The following is a 21,723-nucleotide window of genomic DNA, read 5'->3' as shown; positions in this document are numbered from 1 at the left end:
GCTGGCCTATAATGCGCGCCGTTTTTCGGGCATGAGTTTCGGGGTAGCAACATGAGCACAGAAGATCCACGCTTTGCCGGCGTTGCCCGGTTGTACGGCGACGAGGGCCTGCAACGGCTGAGCAACGCCCATGTGGCGGTTGTCGGCATTGGCGGGGTCGGCTCGTGGGCGGCCGAAGCCTTGGCGCGCAGTGGCGTGGGCGAAATCACCCTGTTCGACCTGGACGATGTCTGCGTCAGTAATACCAACCGCCAGGCCCATGCCCTGGAAGGCCAGGTCGGGCGGCCCAAGGTCGAGGTGATGGCCGAGCGCCTGCGGGCGATCAACCCGTCGATCACGGTGCACGCTGTGGCGGATTTCGTCACCCGCGAGACCATGGCCGAGTACATCACCGAAGAGATGGATGCGGTGATCGACTGCATCGACAGCGTGATGGCCAAGGCGGCGCTGATCGCCTGGTGTCGGCGACGCAAGATCGCCATCGTCACCACCGGTGGGGCGGGCGGGCAGATCGACCCGACGCAGATCCAGCTCGGCGACCTCAACAAGACCTTTAACGACCCGCTGGCCTCGCGGGTGCGCTCGACCCTGCGCCGGGACTACAACTTCTCGCGCAATACCAGCCGCAACTATGGCGTGCCGTGTGTGTTTTCCAGCGAGCAGCTGCGTTACCCGAAGGGTGATGGCAGTGTTTGCCTGCAGAAGAGCTTCGTGGGTGAAGGTGTGCGCCTGGACTGCGCGGGCGGCTTTGGTGCGGTGATGATGGTGACCGCGACGTTCGGCATGGTCGCGGCGAGCAAGGCCATCGAGAAGCTGGTGGCGGGGGCGCGGCGGCCCTCGGAGCGGGTCAAACCCGAATAAGCGTTGGGCGTTACGCTCCCACAAGGGTGGCCCACCTTTTATCTAGCGGGGCGTTGCCAGCTCCGCCATCCGCAGCAACACAGCATGCAGCCCGTTGCTGCGCGATGGCGACAGCTGCCGCTCCAGCCCCAGCTGGGTGAACCACTCGCGCAGGTCCAGCCCGGCCAGTTCCGCAGTCGCCAACCCTTGAACCCGCGCCAGCAGCAGCGCCAGCAGCCCGCGCAACAACCGCGCATCGCTGCTCGCCTTGAAGCGCCATTGACCTGCGTGTTGTTCCGCCACCAGCCATACCAGGCTTTCACAGCCATGCACCCGGTTGCTCTCGGACTTTTCCGCCTCGCTCAACGGCTGCAGCCGATCGCCCCATTGCATCAGCAGCCGCGCCCGCTGTTCCCAGCCGCGCGCCTGCTCGAAGCTTTGCAGCGCTTCCCGGGCTGGCAAAGGCAACGTCATCGCAACAACTCCAGGCCTTGGTCCAACGCTGTGAAGAACCGTTGCAGGTCGTCACTGTCGTTGTACAGCCCCAGCGACACCCGAATCGCCCCCTCCAGCCCCAGCCCCTTGAGCAGTGGCATGGCGCAGTGATGCCCGGCGCGCACGGCAATGCCTTGCTCGGTCAGCATATGAGCGATGTCGGCGTTATGTACGCCTTCGATGACGAAGCTGGCCAGGGCTGCTTGCGGTGTGCCCAGCACGCGCACGCCCTCGCGGTCGGTCAGGCCGCGCAGCAGGTGCTGGTGCAGGCTGGCTTCGTGGGCCTCGACGGCATGGGGATCGAGGCTGGCCAGGTAATCCAGTGTCGCGCCCAGCCCGATCACCCCGGCGATCGGTGGCGTGCCAGCCTCGAAACCCAGCGGTGCGGGGCGGAAGCTGGCGCTCTGGTAGTCGGCCAGTTGTACCATTTCACCGCCGAACTGCCAGTGGCGCAGCAGCTCCAGCGCCTGAGTGCGACCGTACAGCACGCCGACACCTTCCGGCCCATACAGCTTGTGGCTTGAGAATACGTAGAAGTCGCAGCCCATCTGCTGCACATCATGGCGGCCATGGACCACGCCCTGGGCGCCATCGACCACGGTAAGCGCGCCTTGTGCATGAGCGTGGGCCAGCAGTGCAGGCAGGGGTTGCCAAGTGCCGAGCACGTTGGATAGCTGGCTGACGGCGAGCACACGGGTGCGCGGGCCGATCAGCTGCAGCGCCTGTTCCAGGTCGATACGGCCATGCTCGTCCAGCGGCAATACCACCAGGCGCAGGTTGCGTCGGCGGGCCAGTTGCTGCCAGGGCAGCAGGTTGGCATGGTGCTCCAGGGCGCTGATGGCAATCTCGTCGCCCGCTTCGAAACGGTGTTCCAGGCCATAGGCCAGCAGGTTCAGCGCCGAGGTGGCGCCATGGGTGAAGACGATCTGCCGTGAGTCTGCGGCATTGAGCCAGGCGGCCACCTTGTCGCGGCTGGTCTCGAAGGCTTGGGTCGCCAGCGCACCGGGCAGGTGCTGGGCGCGGTGCACGTTGGCGGCGCCATGGCCGTAGTAATGGCTCAGGGCATCGAGCAACGCCTGGGGCTTCTGGGTGGTCGCGGCGCTGTCCAGGTAGGTCTGGTGCTGCCGTTGCAGGGCGGCAATGGCAGGGAAATCGGCGCGCCAGGGGGAGGGCTGGAACATGTTCGCGGGGCCTGGAATGAAAATCGGGTCTGGCGCATGCACGCCAGACCCGATCTTAACACTTCAAACCGCCGAGGGTTCTCAGTTGTGGGCGTGCAGCGCCTCGTTCAGCTCGATGGCCGACTTGTGGGTCTTGCACTCCACGGCGCCGTTCAGCGAGTTGCGGCGGAACAGCAGGTCGGTCTGGCCGGCCAGGTCGCGGGCCTTGACCACTTTCACCAGCTCGTTGTTCTCGTCCAGCAGGTTCACCTTGGTGCCAGCGGTGATGTACAGGCCGGCTTCGACGGTGTTGCGGTCGCCCAGCGGGATGCCGATACCGGCGTTGGCGCCGATCAGGCAGCCTTCGCCGACCTTGATGACGATGTTGCCGCCACCGGACAGGGTACCCATGGTCGAGCAGCCGCCGCCCAGGTCCGAGCCCTTGCCAACGAATACGCCAGCGGAAACGCGGCCTTCGATCATGCCTGGGCCTTCGGTGCCCGCGTTAAAGTTGACGAAGCCTTCGTGCATGATGGTGGTGCCTTCGCCGATGTAGGCGCCCAGGCGCACACGGGCGGTGTCGGCGATACGCACGCCGGCCGGGACCACGTAGTCGGTCATCTTCGGGAACTTGTCCACCGAGAACACTTCCAGCAGCTCACCCTTCAGGCGCGCTTCCAGTTGCAGTTCGGCCAGTTCGCTCAGGTCGACGGCGCCCTGGTTGGTCCAGGCCACGTTCGGCAGCAGCGGGAAGATGCCCGCCAGGCTCAGGCCGTGCGGCTTGACCAGACGGTGCGACAGCAGGTGCAGTTTGAGGTAGGCCTCTGGGGTCGAGGTCAGCGCGGCATCTTCGGCCAGCAGGGTGGCGACCAGCGGCTTGTGGCTTTCGGCCAGGCGGGTCAGCAGGGCGGCCTGGGCGGCGTCGACGCCTTTCAGGGCTTCGGCCAGCTGGGCAGCCTGGGCGTTGCTGAAGGCGATGGCCTGGTTGCCACCTTCGTAGCCGAGGATCGGCGCTACTGCGGCAACCAGCTCGGCGCTCGGGTTGAGCAGGGGTTGTGCGTAGAACACTTCCAGCCAGGTGCCCTGGCGATTCTGGGAGCCGACGCCGAAGGCCAGGCTGAACAGGGTATTGGACATGTGATTACCTCGTGCGAAATAGGGTAGGGGCTCAGGCCAGCGCGGCGGCGTACAGGTCTGGCTTGAAGCCGACCAGGGTGCGCTCGCCAAGGTCGAGCACCGGGCGCTTGATCATCGACGGTTGGGCGTGCATCAGTTCGACGGCCTTGGCCTGGTCGAGGTCGGCCTTGCTGGCGTCGTCGAGCTTGCGGAAGGTGGTGCCGGCACGGTTGAGGATGACTTCCCAGCCGTGTTCGTCGCACCAGCGGTTCAGGCTGTCGCGGTCGATGCCTTGGGTCTTGTAGTCGTGGAATTCGTAGGCGATGGCTTTGTCTTCGAGCCAGGTACGCGCCTTTTTCATGGTGTCACAGGCTTTGATGCCGTAGAGCGTGTAGGTCATTGTGTGCATTGAGGCCACAGGCTGCCCCAATCTCTCCATTTCCGAATGTCAGTCGCGGGATTATGCGGGAACGATTGTATGAGCGCCACGGGTGCATGCCTTGAGTTTTTTGGCGGCTGTAAGATCGAGCGCCGCCCGCGCGGCGCATCGCGAGCTACGCTCGCTCCTACGTTTGTTTCGGGCCAATTTTTCCTGTGGGATATGCGCGTACGCCTTGGCGCATGTCTCGATATTGCGTCGTACAAACAGGGCGGTCGCGCTCGCTTGCCACAGGCGATACTGGCCCGAAACAAACGTAGGAGCGAGCGTAGCTCGCGATGCGCCGCGCGGGCGGCGCTCGATCTCACAAGCGCCAGAAGGCTCAAGGCATATATCCCCCAAAGCCCAAGTATCATCATGTTACATATTCGTCTGTCACCTGCGACTATCGTGCAGCGGTCTCGTTTCACCAGACCCCGCTAACATATTGTTTCAATGGCGATCTCTCGCCCCCGCTGTCGTTTTTGGTTCATAAAGGAAGCCTTCACGGATGCAGTCCGCCTACACCGTCCTCATCCTGCTGACGCTGGTAAGCGTGTCGAAACTGGTCGGGCGCATGATCCCGTTGCCGTTGCCATTGGTGCAGATCGCCGCCGGCGCGTTGCTGGCCTGGCCGACCTTGGGCCTGCATGTGGCCCTGGACCCCGAATTGTTCCTGTTCCTGTTCCTGCCGCCATTGCTGTTCGCCGATGGCTGGCGCATCCCCAAGCGTGAGTTGTGGCGCATCCGCGGCCCGGTAGTGGCGCTGGCCGTGGGGCTGGTGCTGTTCACCGTGGTTGGCGCGGGTTACTTCATTCACTGGCTGCTGCCGAGCATTCCGCTGCCGGTGGCCTTTGCTCTGGCCGCCGTACTGTCGCCCACCGACGCCGTGGCGGTGTCGGCCATCACCCAGGATCGCCTGCCGACCCCGCTGATGCACATGCTGCAGGGCGAGGCATTGATGAATGATGCCTCGGGCCTGGTGACCTTCAAGTTCGCCCTGGCCGCCGCGATTACCGGGGCGTTCTCGCTGGCCGATGCGAGCTTCAGCTTCGTGCTGGTCGCCCTAGGCGGCCTGGCGGTGGGTGTGGCCCTGAGCTGGCTGATCGGCCGCCTGCGCGCCTGGATGATCGCCCGTGGCTGGGATGACCCGGCCACCCACGTGGTGTTCATGCTGCTGCTGCCGTTTGCCGCCTATGTGCTGGCCGAGCGCCTGGGTGTATCGGGCATCCTCTCGGCGGTGGCCGCCGGCATGATGCAGAGCTGGCTCGACCTGTTGCCGCGCCAGACCAGCACCCGCCTGCTCAACCGCAGCGTCTGGTCGTTGCTGGAGTTCGCCTTCAACGGGCTGATCTTCTTGCTGCTGGGTCTGCAGTTGCCGGACATCATCAAGGCCGTGGTCAGCCATGAACCCACGGTCTGGCCGACCCTGGCCTGGCGTTGCCTCGATGTGCTGGCGATCTTCGCCGCGCTGATCCTGTTGCGGTTTGTCTGGGTGCAGAGCATCTGGCGGGCAATTGGCGTGGTGCGCCGCTGGCGCGGTAAGCCAGCGCTGGTGCTGATGCCCACGGCGCGCTCGTGCTGGCTGCTGACACTGGGTGGGGTGCGCGGCGCGGTAACCCTGGCCGGTGTGATGTCGGTGCCGTTGTTGATTGGCGCAGGCCAGGCTTTCCCCGAGCGCGACCTGCTGATATTCATCGCGGCCGGCGTGATCCTGCTGTCATTGATCAGTGCCTGCATTGCCTTGCCATTCTTGCTGCGCGGCATCGTCAAAAGCCCTGATGAGCGCCTGCATCAGGAAGTGCAGGACGCCTGGAGGCGCACGGTGGAGGCGGCGATCCATGCGCTGGAGGCGGAGGAAGTCATCGATGCCAGTGCGCCTCAGGATGCGACGCAGGCGACGCTGGCCACCGAGCTGAAGGCGCGGTTGATGGCCGAATACCGGGATGAGCTGGACAGCTACAACGACACGGCTGAGGCGCGAGCGCTGGCCGAACAGATGGACTTGCTGGAGCGGCGCTTGCGTTTGCGGGCACTGCGGGCGCAGCGGCTGGAGCTGTATAACCTGCATCGCCAGCATCTGGTGGGCGATGAGGTGGTCAGGCAGGTGCTGGGTGAGCTGGATTTGAGTGAGGCCAACCTGGGGCAGGTCAGGTAGACCGTAGGGGGCTGCTTCGCAGCCCCCGGGCCAATCAGCGGTTTTGCAGGAAAGCGCGAATCCGCTCGGCCGCCTCGATGCACTCGGCCAGCGGCGCAACCAGGGCCATGCGCACGCGGCCGGCCCCTGGGTTCACACCATCGACTTCACGCGACAGGTACGACCCCGGCACCACAGTCACATGCTGCGCCTCGAACAGGTCGCGGGTGAACTCGGCATCACCGCCCGGTACCTTGGCCCACAGGTAGAAGCTGCCATCTGGACGCTGCACGTCGAGCACCGGTTGCAGGATGTCGAGCACGGCAACGTACTTGGCTCGGTACTGGTCGCGGTTATCGCGCACGTGCGCCTCGTCCTGCCAGGCGGCGATGCTGGCGAGCTGGGTCTGCACCGGCATGGCACAGCCGTGGTAGGTGCGGTACAGCAGGAACGGCTTGATGATCGACGCGTCGCCGGCGACGAAGCCCGAACGCAAGCCTGGCAGGTTGGAACGCTTGGACAGGCTGTGGAACACCACGCAGCGCTTGAAGTCGTTGCGGCCAAGTTCGGCGCAGGCGCTCAGCAGGCCCGGTGGCGGCGCGTCTTCATCGAAGTACAGCTCGCTGTAACATTCATCGGCGGCGATTACGAAGTCGTGCTCGTCGGCCAGCGCAATCAGCTTCTTCAGGGTGTCCATCGGCACCAGGGCGCCGGTGGGGTTGCCTGGCGAGCACAGGAACAGGATCTGGCAGCGTTTCCATACTTCGGCCGGTACGGCATCGAAGTCCGGGTTGAAGCCGTTGTCTTCCAGGCAGGGCAGGTAATGCGGGGTGGCACCGGCCAGCAGGGCCGCGCCTTCGTAGATCTGGTAGAACGGGTTGGGGCTGACCACCAGGCCGTCATCGGCTCGGTTGACCACGGCCTGGGTGAAGGCGAACAGCGCCTCGCGGGTACCGTTGACCGGCAGGATGTGGCGGTCAGCATCCAGCCAGCCGGCCGGCACGCCGAAGCGGCGTTCGCACCAATGGCCGATGGCCTGGCGCAGGGCTGGCAGGCCGAGGGTGCTTGGGTACACGGCCAGCTTGTCGAGGTTGTCGGCCATGGCCTGGGCGACGAACGCCGGCGATTCGTGCTTCGGCTCACCGATCGACAGGGCGATGGCGCGTTTGTCCGCCGCAGGCTTCACAGTGCCCAGCAGGGCGCGCAGTTTCTCGAACGGGTAGGGCTGAAGCTGGGTCAAGGCATGGTTCATCGGCGCAAGGTCTCGTCAATCGTCTAATCGTTAAAAAGTCACGCGGGTCGGGCTGGTATCGCTGGCCTGGCCGGCCTGCAACTGCTGCACGATGGCCTCCTGCAGGCGGCTGCACAGCTGCGGGTCGGACAGCGGCTGGTTGTCGGCATCGGTGATGAAGAACACGTCTTCCACCCGCTCGCCGAGGGTGGCGATCTTGGCGTTCTGCAGCGACAGGTCGAACTCCAGGAAGATGCGCCCGAGCCGTGCCAGCAGGCCGGGGCGGTCCGGTGCGGTGATCTCGAGGATGGTCACCGGGCGCTGGGCATCGTTGAGGATGGTCACCTGCGGCGGGAAATTGAAGTGCTTGAGCTGGCGCGGCACCCGGCGCTGGATGATGGTCGGGTAGTCCTCGGGGTTGCGCAGCGCTTCGGTCAGGCCGTCGCGGATCTGCTTGACCCGCTGCGGGTTGTCGCCGATCGAGCCGCCATCGTTGTCGAGCACGATGTAGGTGTCGAGGGTGAACTGGCTGCTCGAGGTGATGATCCGCGCATCATGGATGTTCAGGTTCAGCTGCGACATGGCGGCCACGGTCACGGCGAAGAAATCGTGCTGGTCGGGCGCATAGATGAAGATTTGCGTGCCGCCCTCGAATTCGCGCTGGGTGGTTTCCTTGATCAGCACCAGCGGCCCGCCATCGGCCGGTTGCTGGAGAATGGCGTCGCTGTGCCAGGCCACGTCGGCGGCGTTGTGCTTGAGGAAGTAGTCATCGCCCAGCTGCGACCACAGCTGCTCGACGTCGTCCGGGTCGGTGCCCTCGCGCACGAGGATGTCCAGCGCGGCCGACTGGGTCTGGCGGATCTGTTCCTCGCGGTCCAGCGGGTTTTCCAGGCCGCGGCGCAGGGCGCGCTTGGTCTCGGTGTAGAGCTGGCGCAGCAGGCTGGCGCGCCACGAGTTCCACAGGCTGGGGTTGGTGGCGTTGATGTCGGCCACGGTCAGCACGTAGAGGTAGTCCAGGCGCGTCTCGTCGCCCACATGCAGGGCGAAATCGTTGATCACCTGTGGGTCGGACAGGTCCTTGCGCTGGGCGGTGGTCGACATCACCAGGTGGTTCTGCACCAGCCAGACGATCAGGCGGCTGTCCCAGGCCGGCAACTGGTGGCGTTCGCAGAACTTCTGCGCATCCACCGCGCCGATCTCGGAGTGGTCGCCCTGGCGGCCCTTGCCGATGTCGTGGTACAGGCCGGCCAGGTAGATCAGCTCGGGCTTGGGCAGGCGGCCCATGAGCTTGCTGGCCAGCGGGAATTTCTCGGACACCGGCGTGTACTGCAGCTTGCGCAGGTGCTTGATGAGGTTGAGGGTGTGCGCATCGACCGTGTAGATGTGGAAAAGGTCGTGCTGCATCTGCCCGACGATCAGGCCGAACTCCGGCAGGTAGCGGCCGAGGATGCCGTAGCGGTTCATCCGCCGCAGGTTGCGGTGGATGCCGATTTCGCACTTGAACAGCTCGATGAACAGGCTGGTGTTGCGGATATCGTTGCGGAAGGTGTCGTCGATCAGGTGCCGGTGTTCACGCAGCAGGCGCACGGTGTCGGCGCGCACGCCCTTGATCTCCGGGTGCTGGGCCATCAGCACGAAGATCTCCAGCATGGCGAACGGGGTGCGCTTGAACACGTTCGGGCTGACCGCTTCGATGTAGCCGTCGTGCAACCGGAAGCGTGCATTCAACGGCTGCGTGGCGCCGCTGTCGTCATCGGCGAGGATGACTTCCTCGAAGTGCTGGATGATCAGGTCGCACAACTGGCTGATGCTCATCACCACCCGGTAGTACTGCTGCATGAACTGTTCGATGGCGCGCTTGGGGTTTTCGTCGCTGTAGCCGAGCAGCGCAGCGATGCTGCGCTGGTGGTCGAACAGCAGGCGGTCTTCGGCGCGGCCGGCGAGCATGTGCAGGGCGTAGCGCACCTTCCACAAAAAATCCTGGGACGAGGCCAGCAGTTCGTTCTCGCTTTCCAGCAGGAAACCTTCGCCGGCCAAGGCGTGCAGGTTCAGCGTGCCGTACTGGCGGCGAGCCACCCAGAGCACCGTCTGGATGTCGCGCAGGCCACCGGGCGAGCCTTTGACGTTGGGCTCGAGGTTGTACTCGGTGTCGTTGTACTTGTGGTGGCGAGCCTTGAGTTCGGCGCGCTTGGCCAGGAAGAACTCCTTGCTCGGCCACAGGTGGTCGGTACCGGTGGCGTCGAGCATGCGCTGGCGCAGCGCTTCGGGGCCGGCAATGGTGCGGCTTTCCATCAGGTTGGTGATCACCGTCAGGTCGGCGCGGGCCTGCTCTACGCATTCGTCGATGCTGCGCACGCTCTGGCCCACTTCCAGGCCGATGTCCCAGAGCAGGGTGAGGAAGCGCTCGATGGCCTCGCGGTACTGTTCATGCTCGGCGGCACCTAGCAGGATCAGCAGGTCGATGTCCGAGTGCGGGTGCAGTTCACCACGACCATATCCGCCAACCGCGACCAGGGCGATACCACTCGGGTCGCCCCAATCGAACTGGTTCCACGCCTGTTGCAGGATGTTGTCGACCAGCCAGGCACGGGCTTCGATCAGGGGGCGGATCTCGCCGCCAGCGCGAAAACGCTTGTCGAGCACCTCGCCAGCCTGGCGGATGGCTTTCTTGAAGGCGGCGATGGGGCTCGCCTTGAGGGCCAGTTCCGCCTGGAACTGGCCACGATCGAACAGCTCGGGATCCACCTGGGGCATCGCGTCGCGTTCCTGTCTGGGAGGTTGCCTTGGGTGCAATCAGGCCGAGGTGCGCGGGATGGTGTCGTCCTTGCGCAGGGTGAAGATCTCGTAACCGGTCGCCGTCACCACCAGGGTGTGCTCCCACTGGGCCGAGAGCTTGCGGTCCTTGGTGATGGCGGTCCAGCCGTCGCCCAGCACCTTGGTGTCGGCCTTGCCCTGGTTGATCATCGGCTCGATGGTGAAGGTCATGCCTTCCTTGAGCTCCATGCCGGTGCCGGCGCGGCCGTAGTGGAGGATCTGCGGCTCTTCATGGAACACCTTGCCGATGCCATGCCCGCAGAACTCGCGCACCACGGAGAAGCCGTTCTTCTCGGCGTGCTTCTGGATCACTTCGCCGATGTCGCCCAGGCGGCAGCCGGGCTTGACCAGCTCGATGGCCTTGTACATGCATTCCTGGGTGACCTTGGACAGGCGCTCGGCCCAGACCGGCACGGTACCAACGTGGAACATGCGGCTGGTATCGCCGTGGTAGCCGTCCTTGATCACGGTGACATCGATGTTGAGCGTGTCACCGTCCTTGAGCGGCTTGTCGTTGGGGATGCCGTGGCAGACCACATGGTTGATCGAGGTGCAGATCGACTTCGGGTAGCCCTTGTAGTTGAGGGGCGCCGGGATGGCCTGCTGGACGTTGACGATGTAGTCGTGGCACAGGCGGTCGAGCTCTTCGGTGGTGACACCGGGCTTGACGTGTTCCTCGATCATTTCCAGCACGTCGGCGGCCAGGCGGCCGGCGATGCGCATCTTCTCGATGTCTTCTGCAGTCTTGATGGTGACGGTCATTACAGGCTCTCTACGGCGCCGCATGCGGCGCGAACAAACGGGAAAGGCCGGATTCTAGCAGAGCAGGGCGGCATTCTGTCGGGATAAAGGCGGCCATGCTGCTGTCTATAGGAGGCATTCTGGCCTGTTTGCCCGGGTGCTGCAAAAACGGCTGACGGACGCAACCTGATCCGGGTTCCGTTCGCTCGCGGTCTGTGGTATAAAATGCGCCGCTTTCGGGGACGACCCCGTCAGCACTAAACCCACACACGTGTCGACACGATGACCTGGGTGCCCCGATTCTCCGGAAGCGCGGGTTGGTCATTGGGATACGTGGAGGCCCAACCCGACTTATCAAGGAACTATCATGTCCCAAGTCAACATGCGCGATATGCTGAAGGCCGGTGTGCACTTCGGCCACCAGACCCGTTACTGGAACCCGAAAATGGGCAAGTACATTTTCGGCGCGCGTAACAAGATCCACATCATCAACCTGGAAAAAACCCTGCCGATGTTCAACGACGCTCTGTCGTTCGTAGAGCGCCTGGCCCAGGGCAAGAACAAGATCCTGTTCGTCGGCACCAAGCGTTCCGCTGGCAAGATCGTAGCCGAGCAAGCTGCTCGCGCTGGTTCGCCATACGTTGATCACCGTTGGTTGGGCGGCATGCTGACCAACTACAAGACCATCCGTGCTTCGATCAAGCGTCTGCGCGACCTGGAAACCCAGGCCGAAGATGGCACCTTCGCCAAGCTGACCAAGAAAGAAGCCCTGATGCGTTCGCGCGATCTGGAAAAGCTGGACCGCAGCCTGGGTGGTATCAAGGACATGGGCGGCCTGCCTGATGCCCTGTTCGTGATCGACGTTGACCACGAGCGCATTGCCATCACGGAAGCCAACAAGCTGGGCATCCCGGTTATCGGCGTTGTCGATACCAACAGCAGCCCAGAAGGCGTTGACTTCGTTATCCCAGGTAACGATGACGCCATCCGCGCTATCGAGCTGTACATGACTTCGATGGCTGACGCCGTCATCCGCGGCCGCAACAACGTTGCCGGCGGCACTGAAGTCTACGCTGAAGAAGCGGCTGCACCTGCTGCTGAGTAATAGGCGCTAGCGTCTACTTGGCACGCAAAAAGGGGGCTCTGCCCCCTTTTTGCCACCTTGAAATCCTGCTGTCAGCAACGGCCCCGCATGATGGGCGAGCTGATATAAAAGCAGCGATTTGCAGAATTTAACGCCCGCGTCGAGCGGGTGGAATGGTTGAAAAACTTTCCAAGAGGATTTTGAAATGGCAGCAATTACTGCGGCGCTGGTCAAAGAACTGCGCGAGCGTACCGGCGAAGGCATGATGGATTGCAAGAAGGCCCTGGAAAAGGCCGGCGGCGACATCGAGAAAGCCATTGACGACATGCGTGCCTCGGGCGCCATCAAGGCCGCAAAAAAGGCTGGCAACGTCGCTGCTGAAGGCGCTATCGCCGTCAAGACCGACGGCAAAGCCGCCGTCCTGCTGGAAGTGAACTCGCAGACCGACTTCCTGGCTCTGCAAGACGACTTCAAGAACTTCGTGGCCGAAAGCCTGGAAGAAGCCTTCGCCCAGAAGCTGACCGACGCTGCTCCGCTGATCGCCTCGCGCGAGTCGGCTCGTGAAGCCCTGGTTGCCAAGTGCGGCGAAAACGTCAACATCCGTCGCCTGGTGCGCGTTGAAGGCGACGTTGTCGGCGCCTACCTGCACGGCAACAAGATCGGTGCTGTCGTTGTTCTGAAAGGCGGCGACGTCGAGCTGGCCAAGAACATCGCCATGCACGTTGCCGCTTCGAACCCGGAGTTCCTGGATTCGTCGGAAATCTCCGCCGAGGCCATCGAGCGCGAGAAGGGCGTCTTCCTGCAGCTGAACGCTGACAAGATCGCCGGCAAGCCGGAAAACATCGTTGAGAACATGATCAACGGTCGTATCACCAAGTTCAAAGCCGAAGCCTCGCTGAAAGAGCAAGCCTTCGTCATGAACCCGGAAGTCAAAGTTGGCGAGCTGGCCAAGAAAGCCGGTGCTGAAATCGTTTCCTTCACCTACTTCAAGGTTGGCGAAGGCATCGAGAAGCCAGTCGACGACTTCGCTGCTGAAGTTGCCGCTCAGGTAGCTGCTGCCAAGCAGTAAGACAGCCCCGTCTGTCGCCCCAAAGAGGCTGCCCGCTCACGCGCGCAGCCTCTTTGTCAAAGCGGGAACGGTTTACAAGGCCGTTGCTCGCTGACGCAGTCGCTGCGTCACGTTAGAGTTACACGCAGGCTCAAGAAGCCCGCCAGAATTTTACAAACGCCGCAGGAGAGATTCGCAATGGCTCAGCAGGGCAGTGGTCATCAGGCTCGCTATAAACGCATTCTACTCAAACTTAGCGGCGAGGCCCTGATGGGCTCGGAAGAGTTCGGGATCGACCCCAAGGTCCTGGATCGCATGGCGCTGGAAGTCGGCCAACTGGTCGGCATCGGTGTTCAGGTAGGCTTGGTAATTGGTGGTGGCAACCTGTTCCGTGGCGCGGCGCTCAGTGCGGCGGGCATGGATCGCGTTACCGGCGACCACATGGGTATGCTGGCCACCGTGATGAATGGCCTGGCTATGCGCGATGCGCTGGAGCGGGCGAACATCACCGCCATCGTCATGTCGGCAATCTCCATGGTTGGCGTGACCGATCACTATGATCGCCGCAAAGCCATGCGCCACCTGAACGCCAAGGAAGTCGTAATCTTCGCTGCCGGTACCGGCAACCCGTTCTTCACCACCGACTCCGCCGCTTGCCTGCGCGCCATCGAAATCGATGCCGATGTAGTTTTGAAGGCAACAAAGGTCGATGGTGTATACACTGCAGACCCATTCAAGGACCCGCATGCCGAGAAGTTCGATCATCTGACCTACGATGAAGTGCTGGATCGCAAGCTGGGTGTAATGGATCTGACGGCAATTTGTCTGTGCCGCGACCACAAGATGCCGCTGCGCGTCTTCAACATGAACAAGCCCGGCGCCCTGCTGAACATCGTGCATGGCGGCGCGGAAGGAACTCTGATCGAGGAAGTTCAAAAATGATCAACGACATCAAGAAAGACGCGCAGGAGCGCATGACCAAGTCCCTGGAGGCGCTGGGTCGCAACTTGGCAGCGATCCGCACCGGTCGCGCCCACCCAAGCATTCTGGACACCGTCAAGGTCACTGCCTGGGGCAGCGAGATGCCGCTGAACCAGGTGGCTGCAATCACCGTCGAAGATGCCCGCACCCTGAAGATCGTCGCTCACGACAAGAACCTCAGTGCTGCCATCGAGAAGGCCATCCTGACCTCCGACCTGGGCCTGAACCCGTCCAGCGCCGGTACCACCATTCGTGTACCGATGCCGGCCCTGACCGAGGAAACCCGCAAGGGCTACACCAAGCAGGCCAGCGGTGTTGCCGAAGACGCCAAGGTAGCTGTGCGCAACGTGCGCCGTGATGCCCTGGGCGACCTGAAAAAGCTGACCAAGGACAAGGAAATCAGCGAAGACGAAGAGCGTCGTGCCGCTGATGAAATCCAGAAGCTGACCGACAAGTTCATTGCTGAAGTCGATGCTGCTTACAAAGCCAAGGAAAAGGACCTGATGGCCGTTTAAGGCCGAGGTTTTTTAATGGAAAAGTCCAAGTTGGCGGCACCGTCCTCGGTGCCGCGTCATGTCGCGATCATCATGGATGGCAACAACCGCTGGGCGAAGAAGCGCCTGTTGCCCGGCGTTGCCGGGCATAAGGCCGGCGTCGATGCGGTGCGCGCAGTCATTGAGGTGTGTGCCGAGTCCGGGGTCGAAGTGCTGACCCTGTTCGCGTTCTCCAGTGAAAACTGGCAGCGCCCGGCCGAAGAGGTCGGTGCGTTGATGGAGCTGTTCTTCTCGGCCTTGCGCCGTGAGGCTCGGCGTCTCAACGAGAACAACATCAGCCTGCGCATCATCGGTGACCGTTCGCGTTTCCATCCCGAGCTGCAGGCTGCCATGCGCGAAGCCGAGGCGCTGACTGCGGGCAGTAACCGCTTCATCCTGCAGATCGCCGCCAACTACGGTGGCCAGTGGGATATCGCCCAGGCCGCCCAGCGCCTGGCACGTGAAGTCCAGGCTGGTCACCTGCGTCCGGACGACATCACCCCAGGCCTGCTGCAGACCTGCCTGGCCACAGGCGAACTGCCATTGCCCGACCTGTGCATCCGTACCGGTGGCGAGCATCGCATCAGCAACTTCCTGCTGTGGCAGCTGGCCTACGCCGAACTGTACTTCTCCGACCTCTACTGGCCGGATTTCAAACACGAGGCCATGCGCAAAGCCCTGGCCGATTTCGCTTCGCGCCAGCGCCGCTTCGGTAAGACCAGCGAGCAGGTCGAGGCTGGAGCTCGTGCTTAATGCTTAAACAACGCATCATTACTGCGCTGATCCTGTTGCCGGTCGCGCTGGGTGGGTTTTTCCTGCTCAACGGCGGGGATTTCGCCCTGTTCATCGGCTTCGTGGTGACCCTCGGTGCCTGGGAGTGGGCGCGTCTGGCCGGGCTTGTGGCCCAGCCTTTGCGCATCGCCTACGCCGCCGTGGTCGCCGGAGCGCTGATGCTGCTCCATCTCATGCCGGACCTGGCACCGTGGGTGCTCGGGGCTTCGGTCATCTGGTGGGCGCTGGCCACCTGGCTGGTGCTGACCTACCCACGCAGCAGCGAGCTTTGGGCCAGTGCGGCCTGCAAGCTGCTGATCGGCCTGCTGATCCTGTTGCCGGCCTGGCAAGGGTTGATCCTGCTCAAGCACTGGCAGCTGGGTAACTGGCTGATCCTGTCGGTCATGGTGCTGGTCTGGGCGGCTGATATCGGCGCCTATTTCTCCGGTCGTGCCTTTGGCAAGCGCAAGCTGGCGCCGCAGGTGAGCCCGGGCAAGAGCTGGGAAGGCGTCTATGGTGGCCTGGCGGTCAGCCTGGTGATTACCCTGGTGGTGGGCATCAGCCGTGACTGGAGCTTCGGTCAGCTTCTGCTGGGGCTGCTGGGTGCTGCGCTGGTGGTCATGTCGTCGGTGATCGGCGATCTGACCGAGAGCATGTTCAAGCGCCGTGCCGGCATCAAGGACAGCAGCAACCTGCTGCCTGGCCATGGCGGTGTGCTGGATCGCATCGACAGCCTGACGGCGGCGATCCCGATCTTCGCCGTGCTGCTGTGGGCTGCCGAATGGGGTGTGATGTGAGCAGCGTGCAGCGTATTACTGTCCTGGGTGCGACCGGTTCGATCGGCCTCAGCACCCTCGATGTGATTGCGCGGCACCCCGAGCGCTACCAGGTGTTCGCGCTCAGCGGCTATTCGCGTATCGACGAACTGTTGGCCCTGTGCGTTCGGCACCGTCCGGTCTATGCCGTGGTGCCCAATGACGAAGCCGCTGCACGCCTGCGTGATGGTCTGCTTGGCGCCGGCTGTACTGCGCAGGTGCTGGTTGGGGAGGCGGGCCTTTGCGAGGTCGCGGCGGCCCCTGAAGTGGATGCGGTGATGGCGGCTATCGTCGGTGCCGCTGGCCTGCGCCCGACCCTGGCCGCCGTCGAGGCGGGCAAGAAGGTGTTGCTGGCCAACAAGGAAGCGCTGGTGATGTCCGGGGCGCTGTTCATGGATGCGGTGCGGCGCAGTGGTGCCGTGCTGCTGCCAATCGACAGCGAGCACAATGCGATCTTTCAGTGCCTGCCGGGCGATTATGCCCGTGGCCTGAGCCAGGTCGGCGTGCGCCGCATCCTGCTGACCGCTTCGGGCGGGCCGTTCCGCGAAACGCCCCAGGCTGCCCTGGTCGATGTCACGCCGGAGCAGGCCTGCGCCCATCCCAACTGGTCCATGGGTCGGAAGATTTCGGTGGACTCGGCCAGCATGATGAACAAGGGGCTGGAGCTGATCGAAGCCTGCTGGCTGTTCGATGCGGCGCCGGCCAAGGTCGAGGTGGTGGTGCATCCGCAAAGCGTGATCCATTCGCTGGTCGACTACGTCGATGGTTCGGTGCTGGCCCAGCTGGGCAACCCGGACATGCGCACCCCGATCGCCAACGCCCTGGCCTGGCCAGAACGCATCGATTCCGGGGTGGCCCCGCTGGACCTGTTCGCCATTGCCCGCCTGGACTTCCAGGCGCCGGACGAGCAGCGCTTTCCCTGCCTGCGTCTGGCGCGCGAGGCGGCTGAAGCCGGTAACAGTGCGCCCGCGGTGCTCAATGCGGCCAACGAGGTCGCAGTCGAGGCATTTCTCCAGCGGCGTATCCGCTTCCCGGAGATCGCGGGTATGATCGAACAGGTGCTTGATCAGGAACCTGTGGTGGCGGTGCCGTCACTGGAGGCCGTGTTCGCTGCCGACCAGCGCGCCCGCGAGCTGGCCCGTGAGTGGCTGAGGCGTCACGGCCGTTGAGGCCGGTGGCTATTCCAGGGTTCTGCTGAACGTCATTCGGAGATAGATATGACTGCGCTCTACATGATTGTCGGCACCCTGGTGGCCCTGGGTGTATTGGTCACGTTCCACGAATTTGGCCACTTCTGGGTTGCCCGGCGCTGCGGGGTCAAGGTGCTGCGCTTCTCCGTCGGTTTCGGCACGCCGCTGCTGCGCTGGCATGACCGCCAGGGGACTGAGTTCGTGGTGGCGGCAATCCCGCTGGGTGGCTACGTCAAGATGCTCGACGAGCGCGAAGGCGATGTTCCCCAGGCGCTTGCCCATCAGTCGTTCAACCGCAAGTCGGTGCGCCAGCGCATCGCGATCGTGGCCGCAGGCCCGATCGCTAACTTCCTCCTGGCCATCGTTTTCTTCTGGCTGCTGGCCATGCTCGGCACCCAGCAGATCCGCCCGGTGATCGGCGCGGTCGAATCCGGGAGCCTGGCAGCGTCTGCCGGCCTGGCCGCCGGTCAGGAAATTGTATCTATTGATGGCAAGGCGACCAGCGGTTGGTCGGCTGTCAATCTGCAGTTAGTTCGACGCCTGGGTGAGAGTGGCACGCTGCAGGTGGGCGTGCGCGATGAAGGTGCCACGGCCGAACGCCAGCTGCAGGTGAAACTGGACCATTGGCTCAAGGGCGCCGACGAGCCGGACCCTATTCAGTCCCTGGGCCTGCGCCCATGGCGGCCGGCGGTATCGCCGGTGCTGGCCGAAATTGATCCGAAAGGCCCGGCCGCTGCCGCTGGTCTGAAGGCTGGCGACAAGTTGCTCGCCCTCGACGGTGCTGCGCTGAGTGATTGGCAGCAGGTGGTGGACAGTGTTCGCGCCCGCCCGGACGCCCAGGTTGTGCTGCGTGTCGAGCGTGATGGCGCGGCCCTGGATGTGCCGGTCACATTGGCTCACAAAGGAGAAGGCAAAGCCGTCGGGGGCTACCTCGGTGCGGGTGTGAAGGGCGCCGAATGGCCGGCCAGCATGCTCCGCGAAGTCAGTTATGGTCCGCTGGATGCCGTGGGCGAGGGCCTTTCGCGGACCTGGAACATGAGTGTCCTGACCCTCGAGTCGCTGAAGAAAATGCTGTTCGGGGAGCTCTCGGTAAAAAACTTGAGCGGACCGATAACCATTGCTAAAGTGGCGGGCGCTTCAGCCCAGTCCGGCGTGGGGGATTTCCTGAATTTCCTGGCCTACCTGAGCATAAGCCTGGGGGTTCTTAACCTGCTGCCCATTCCAGTACTGGATGGGGGGCATTTGCTGTTTTACCTGGTCGAGTGGGCGCGCGGTCGTCCGCTGTCGGATCGGGTGCAAGGTTGGGGGGTCCAGATCGGTATCAGTTTGGTCGTAGGGGTGATGTTGCTCGCCCTGATCAACGATCTGGGTCGACTTTAAAAGCTTCGCTCAATTGCGAACCTGCCGTCTTTATGCGGCGGGTTGTTTATTGCCAGTTGGAATAAAAGGACTTCATGAAACGTCTGCTGCTAACTGCGGTCATGTCCGCACTGATGATCGCTGAAGTTCACGCCGAGTCCTTCACTATCTCCGATATTCGTGTCAACGGCCTGCAGCGGGTATCCGCTGGCAGCGTGTTCGGCGCCTTGCCGCTCAACGTTGGCGACCAGGCTGACGACCGTCGCCTGGTGGATTCCACCCGTTCGCTGTTCAAGACCGGCTTCTTCCAGGACATCCAGCTGAACCGTGATGGCAATGTCCTGATCATCAACGTGGTCGAGCGCCCGTCGGTGTCGAGCATCGAGATCGAAGGCAACAAGGCGATCAGCACCGAAGACCTGATGAAGGGCCTGAAGCAGTCGGGCCTGGCCGAAGGCGAGATCTTCCAGCGTGCCACCCTCGAAGGCGTGCGCAACGAGCTGCAGCGCCAGTACGTGGCCCAGGGCCGCTACTCGGCCGAGGTCGATGCCGAAGTGGTGCCGCAACCGCGCAACCGTGTGGCCCTGAAGATCAAGATCAACGAAGGCACGGTCGCCGCCATCCAGCACATCAACATCGTTGGCAACACCGTGTTCAGCGATGAAGAACTGCAGCAGTTGTTCGAGCTGAAGACCACCAACTGGCTGTCGTTCTTCAAGAATGACGACAAGTACGCCCGCGAAAAACTCTCCGGTGACCTGGAGCGCCTGCGTTCCTACTACCTGGACCGCGGCTACATCAACATGGACATCGCTTCCACCCAGGTGTCGATCACCCCGGACAAGAAGCACGTCTACATCACCGTCAACGTCAACGAAGGCGAGAAGTACACCGTTCGCGACGTGAAGCTGTCGGGCGACCTGAAGGTGCCGGAAGACCAGGTCAAGTCGCTGCTGCTGGTGCAGCCGGGCCAGGTGTTCTCGCGCAAGGTGATGACCACCACCTCAGAGCTGATCACCCGTCGCCTGGGCAACGAAGGTTATACCTTCGCCAACGTCAACGGCGTACCGCAGCCGAACGACCAGGACCACACCGTCGACATCATGTTCGTGGTCGACCCGGGCAAGCGTGCCTACGTCAACCGCATCAACTACCGCGGCAACACCAAGACTGAAGACGAAGTGCTGCGCCGCGAAATGCGCCAGATGGAAGGTGGCTGGGCTTCGACCTACCTGATCGACCAGTCCAAGACCCGCCTCGAGCGCCTGGGCTTCTTCAAGGAAGTCAACGTCGAGACCCCGGCGGTGCCAGGCACCGACGACCAGGTAGACGTCAACTACAGTGTCGAAGAGCAAGCCTCCGGTTCGATCACCGCCAGCGTCGGTTTCGCCCAGAGCGCGGGCCTGATCCTCGGCGGTTCGATCAGCCAGAGCAACTTCCTCGGTACCGGTAACAAGGTGTCCATCGGCTTGACCCGTTCGGAATACCAGACCCGTTACAACTTCGGCTTCGTTGATCCCTACTTCACTGCCGATGGCGTGAGCCTGGGCTACAACGCCTTCTACCGCAGCACCGACTACGACGACCTCGATGTCGACGTGGCCAGCTATGCGGTTGACAGCTACGGTGCTGGTGTCAGCCTGGGTTACCCGATCAGCGAAACTTCTCGCCTGACCTACGGTTTGAGCGTGCAGAAGGACAAGATCAAGACCGGTCGCTACACCGTTGACGAGATTTTCGACTTCCTCGATAAGGAAGGCGACAACTTCACCAACTTCAAAGCCTCGATTGGTTGGTCCGAATCGACGCTGAACAAAGGTGTACTGGCTACCCGTGGTCACTCCCAGAGCCTGACGCTCGAGAGCACCATTCCGGGCAGCGACCTGTCGTTCTACAAGCTCGACTACCGCGGCCAGCTGTTCAAGCCGATCACCAACAACTACACCCTGCGCCTGCACACCGAACTGGGCTATGGTGATGGCTACGGCAGCACTTCGGGCTTGCCGTTCTATGAAAACTACTACGCCGGTGGCTTCAACTCCGTGCGTGGCTTCAAAGACAGCAGCCTGGGCCCACGTAGTACGCCGAGTACAGGTAAGAACGGTACCGAGATCGACCCGGATCAGGATCCGCTGCCATTCGGTGGTAACGTGCTGGTGCAAGGTGGTGTCGAGTTGCTGTTCCCGCTGCCGTTCGTCAAGGACCAGCGTTCTCTGCGCACCTCCGTGTTCTGGGATGTGGGTAACGTGTTCGACACCAACTGTGGCAGCAAGCCGGATTGCGAAAAGGTCGGCTTCTCGGGCATGGCCAGTTCGGTTGGCCTGGGCGTGACCTGGATTACTGCTCTGGGCCCGTTGAGCTTCAGCCTGGCAATGCCGGTGAAGAAGCCGGACGATGCTGATACCCAGGTGTTCCAATTCTCTCTGGGCCAGACCTTCTAAGGTCGGCCCTTGCTTAACGACAACGGTTTTTCCAGGAGTGCATCGTGCGTAAATTGGCTCAACTGGCCGTAGTGGCCGCGGCGCTGGTCGCCACCCCGGCTTTCGCCGAAATGAAGGTCGCCGTGCTGAACTATCAGATGGCCCTGCTCGAATCCGATGCCGCCAAGAAGTACGCGGTCGATGCCGAGAAGAAGTTCGGCCCGCAACTGACCAAGCTGAAAAGCCTGGAAAGCAGCGCCAAAGGCATCCAGGATCGCCTGATCAAGGGCGGCGACAAGATGCAGCAGCAGGAGCGTGAGCGCCTGGAGCTCGAATTCAAGCAGAAAGCCCGTGACTTCCAGTTCCAGTCCAAGGAGCTGAACGAGGCCAAGGCCGTTGCTGACCGCGACATGCTCAAGCAGCTCAAGCCGAAGCTGGACGGCGCTGTCGAGGAAGTGATCAAGAAGGGCGGTTACGACCTGGTTCTCGAGCGCGGCGCGGTCATCGATGTCAAACCTCAGTACGACATCACCCGCCAAGTCATCGAGCGCATGAACCAAGCGCGTTGAT

At 62.9% G+C, this 21,723-nt stretch carries 19 protein-coding genes; 12 read left to right on the top strand and 7 right to left on the bottom strand.

What is annotated here, in order from left to right; translation table 11 throughout:
• Positions 1 to 51 precede the first annotated feature (51 nt).
• On the top strand, positions 52 to 861 hold the full coding sequence (tcdA, locus tag C2H86_RS05845; RefSeq protein ID WP_159411790.1) for a tRNA cyclic N6-threonylcarbamoyladenosine(37) synthase TcdA: 810 nt from the start codon (positions 52 to 54) through the stop codon (positions 859 to 861).
• 42 nt (positions 862 to 903) lie between these two features.
• On the opposite strand, the gene C2H86_RS05840 is transcribed toward tcdA, so the two are convergent.
• The 4 genes from C2H86_RS05840 to C2H86_RS05825 form a co-directional block, all read right to left on the bottom strand.
• Entirely contained in the window at positions 904 to 1,314 is a 411-nt protein-coding gene (locus tag C2H86_RS05840; protein WP_159411789.1) for a SufE family protein, read from the bottom strand.
• Positions 1,311 to 2,516 (bottom strand): cysteine desulfurase, encoded by a 1,206-nt coding sequence (locus C2H86_RS05835; RefSeq protein ID WP_159411788.1) that lies wholly within the window; start codon positions 2,514 to 2,516, stop codon positions 1,311 to 1,313. The genes C2H86_RS05840 and C2H86_RS05835 overlap by 4 nt, the downstream gene beginning before the upstream one ends.
• A gap of 81 nt (positions 2,517 to 2,597) precedes the next feature.
• Complete coding sequence (gene dapD, locus C2H86_RS05830; RefSeq protein WP_159411787.1) at positions 2,598 to 3,632, bottom strand: 2,3,4,5-tetrahydropyridine-2,6-dicarboxylate N-succinyltransferase; 1,035 nt, start codon at positions 3,630 to 3,632, stop codon at positions 2,598 to 2,600.
• Between the two features lie 31 nt (positions 3,633 to 3,663).
• Positions 3,664 to 4,011, bottom strand: a complete 348-nt coding sequence (locus tag C2H86_RS05825; protein WP_163986014.1) for an ArsC family reductase — start codon at positions 4,009 to 4,011, stop codon at positions 3,664 to 3,666.
• 529 nt (positions 4,012 to 4,540) lie between these two features.
• Here C2H86_RS05825 and C2H86_RS05820 point away from each other — a divergent pair.
• Positions 4,541 to 6,187, top strand: coding sequence for a Na+/H+ antiporter (locus tag C2H86_RS05820; protein WP_159411786.1), 1,647 nt, complete (start codon positions 4,541 to 4,543; stop codon positions 6,185 to 6,187).
• A gap of 34 nt (positions 6,188 to 6,221) precedes the next feature.
• Here C2H86_RS05820 and dapC read toward each other — a convergent pair whose 3' ends face one another.
• The 3 genes from dapC to map are packed head-to-tail and all read right to left on the bottom strand — an operon-like array spanning position 6,222 to position 10,973.
• Positions 6,222 to 7,418, bottom strand: coding sequence for a succinyldiaminopimelate transaminase (dapC, locus tag C2H86_RS05815; protein WP_159411785.1), 1,197 nt, complete (start codon positions 7,416 to 7,418; stop codon positions 6,222 to 6,224).
• Between the two features lie 30 nt (positions 7,419 to 7,448).
• Positions 7,449 to 10,151, bottom strand: coding sequence for a [protein-PII] uridylyltransferase (locus tag C2H86_RS05810; RefSeq protein WP_159411784.1), 2,703 nt, complete (start codon positions 10,149 to 10,151; stop codon positions 7,449 to 7,451).
• Between the two features lie 39 nt (positions 10,152 to 10,190).
• On the bottom strand, positions 10,191 to 10,973 hold the full coding sequence (map, locus tag C2H86_RS05805) for a type I methionyl aminopeptidase (RefSeq protein WP_025337973.1): 783 nt from the start codon (positions 10,971 to 10,973) through the stop codon (positions 10,191 to 10,193).
• A 346-nt stretch (positions 10,974 to 11,319) separates the two neighbouring features.
• Here map and rpsB point away from each other — a divergent pair, with 346 nt between their 5' ends.
• From rpsB to C2H86_RS05755, 10 genes are all read left to right on the top strand, one after another.
• Positions 11,320 to 12,057 carry a 30S ribosomal protein S2 gene (gene rpsB, locus C2H86_RS05800; protein ID WP_027920037.1) on the top strand — a complete coding sequence of 246 codons (738 nt, stop codon included), beginning with the start codon at positions 11,320 to 11,322 and terminating at the stop codon, positions 12,055 to 12,057.
• 184 nt (positions 12,058 to 12,241) lie between these two features.
• Positions 12,242 to 13,105 (top strand): translation elongation factor Ts, encoded by an 864-nt coding sequence (tsf, locus tag C2H86_RS05795; protein WP_060512638.1) that lies wholly within the window; start codon positions 12,242 to 12,244, stop codon positions 13,103 to 13,105.
• A 177-nt stretch (positions 13,106 to 13,282) separates the two neighbouring features.
• A complete protein-coding gene (pyrH, locus tag C2H86_RS05790) occupies positions 13,283 to 14,026 on the top strand; it encodes a UMP kinase (protein ID WP_027920035.1) in 744 nt (247 codons plus the stop codon).
• The gene (gene frr / locus C2H86_RS05785) at positions 14,023 to 14,580 is read left to right on the top strand and encodes a ribosome recycling factor (RefSeq protein ID WP_060512640.1); all 558 of its coding nucleotides are present in this window, start codon (positions 14,023 to 14,025) and stop codon (positions 14,578 to 14,580) included. The genes pyrH and frr overlap by 4 nt, the downstream gene beginning before the upstream one ends.
• Before the next feature lie 15 nt (positions 14,581 to 14,595).
• Positions 14,596 to 15,351, top strand: coding sequence for a polyprenyl diphosphate synthase (gene uppS, locus C2H86_RS05780; RefSeq protein ID WP_027920033.1), 756 nt, complete (start codon positions 14,596 to 14,598; stop codon positions 15,349 to 15,351).
• Positions 15,351 to 16,166, top strand: coding sequence for a phosphatidate cytidylyltransferase (locus C2H86_RS05775; RefSeq protein WP_159411783.1), 816 nt, complete (start codon positions 15,351 to 15,353; stop codon positions 16,164 to 16,166). Before uppS ends, C2H86_RS05775 begins: the two co-directional genes overlap by 1 nt.
• Positions 16,163 to 17,353 (top strand): 1-deoxy-D-xylulose-5-phosphate reductoisomerase, encoded by a 1,191-nt coding sequence (ispC, locus tag C2H86_RS05770; protein WP_159411782.1) that lies wholly within the window; start codon positions 16,163 to 16,165, stop codon positions 17,351 to 17,353. Before C2H86_RS05775 ends, ispC begins: the two co-directional genes overlap by 4 nt.
• A 48-nt stretch (positions 17,354 to 17,401) precedes the next feature.
• Positions 17,402 to 18,754, top strand: coding sequence for a sigma E protease regulator RseP (gene rseP, locus C2H86_RS05765; RefSeq protein ID WP_159411781.1), 1,353 nt, complete (start codon positions 17,402 to 17,404; stop codon positions 18,752 to 18,754).
• Positions 18,755 to 18,828: 74 nt separating this feature from the next.
• Entirely contained in the window at positions 18,829 to 21,174 is a 2,346-nt protein-coding gene (bamA, locus tag C2H86_RS05760) for an outer membrane protein assembly factor BamA (protein WP_159411780.1), read from the top strand.
• A 44-nt stretch (positions 21,175 to 21,218) separates the two neighbouring features.
• On the top strand, positions 21,219 to 21,722 hold the full coding sequence (locus tag C2H86_RS05755) for an OmpH family outer membrane protein (protein WP_003252311.1): 504 nt from the start codon (positions 21,219 to 21,221) through the stop codon (positions 21,720 to 21,722).
• Position 21,723 lies beyond the last annotated feature (1 nt).

The organism is Pseudomonas putida, from assembly GCF_009883635.2.
In the GTDB taxonomy this organism is placed as follows: domain Bacteria; phylum Pseudomonadota; class Gammaproteobacteria; order Pseudomonadales; family Pseudomonadaceae; genus Aquipseudomonas; species Aquipseudomonas putida_W.
This window is presented reverse-complemented; position numbering and strand designations above follow the sequence as displayed.

Bases quoted from the DNA above. Each gene is read 5' to 3' on its own strand.
- tcdA (WP_159411790.1), top strand. From the start codon at position 52: ATGAGCACAGAAGATCCACGCTTTGCCGGCGTTGCCCGGTTGTACGGC.
- C2H86_RS05840 (WP_159411789.1), bottom strand. From the start codon at position 1,314: ATGACGTTGCCTTTGCCAGCCCGGGAAGCGCTGCAAAGCTTCGAGCAG.
- C2H86_RS05835 (WP_159411788.1), bottom strand. From the start codon at position 2,516: ATGTTCCAGCCCTCCCCCTGGCGCGCCGATTTCCCTGCCATTGCCGCC.
- dapD (WP_159411787.1), bottom strand. From the start codon at position 3,632: ATGTCCAATACCCTGTTCAGCCTGGCCTTCGGCGTCGGCTCCCAGAAT.
- C2H86_RS05825 (WP_163986014.1), bottom strand. From the start codon at position 4,011: ATGACCTACACGCTCTACGGCATCAAAGCCTGTGACACCATGAAAAAG.
- C2H86_RS05820 (WP_159411786.1), top strand. From the start codon at position 4,541: ATGCAGTCCGCCTACACCGTCCTCATCCTGCTGACGCTGGTAAGCGTG.
- dapC (WP_159411785.1), bottom strand. From the start codon at position 7,418: ATGAACCATGCCTTGACCCAGCTTCAGCCCTACCCGTTCGAGAAACTG.
- C2H86_RS05810 (WP_159411784.1), bottom strand. From the start codon at position 10,151: ATGCCCCAGGTGGATCCCGAGCTGTTCGATCGTGGCCAGTTCCAGGCG.
- map (WP_025337973.1), bottom strand. From the start codon at position 10,973: ATGACCGTCACCATCAAGACTGCAGAAGACATCGAGAAGATGCGCATC.
- rpsB (WP_027920037.1), top strand. From the start codon at position 11,320: ATGTCCCAAGTCAACATGCGCGATATGCTGAAGGCCGGTGTGCACTTC.
- tsf (WP_060512638.1), top strand. From the start codon at position 12,242: ATGGCAGCAATTACTGCGGCGCTGGTCAAAGAACTGCGCGAGCGTACC.
- pyrH (WP_027920035.1), top strand. From the start codon at position 13,283: ATGGCTCAGCAGGGCAGTGGTCATCAGGCTCGCTATAAACGCATTCTA.
- frr (WP_060512640.1), top strand. From the start codon at position 14,023: ATGATCAACGACATCAAGAAAGACGCGCAGGAGCGCATGACCAAGTCC.
- uppS (WP_027920033.1), top strand. From the start codon at position 14,596: ATGGAAAAGTCCAAGTTGGCGGCACCGTCCTCGGTGCCGCGTCATGTC.
- C2H86_RS05775 (WP_159411783.1), top strand. From the start codon at position 15,351: ATGCTTAAACAACGCATCATTACTGCGCTGATCCTGTTGCCGGTCGCG.
- rseP (WP_159411781.1), top strand. From the start codon at position 17,402: ATGACTGCGCTCTACATGATTGTCGGCACCCTGGTGGCCCTGGGTGTA.
- bamA (WP_159411780.1), top strand. From the start codon at position 18,829: ATGAAACGTCTGCTGCTAACTGCGGTCATGTCCGCACTGATGATCGCT.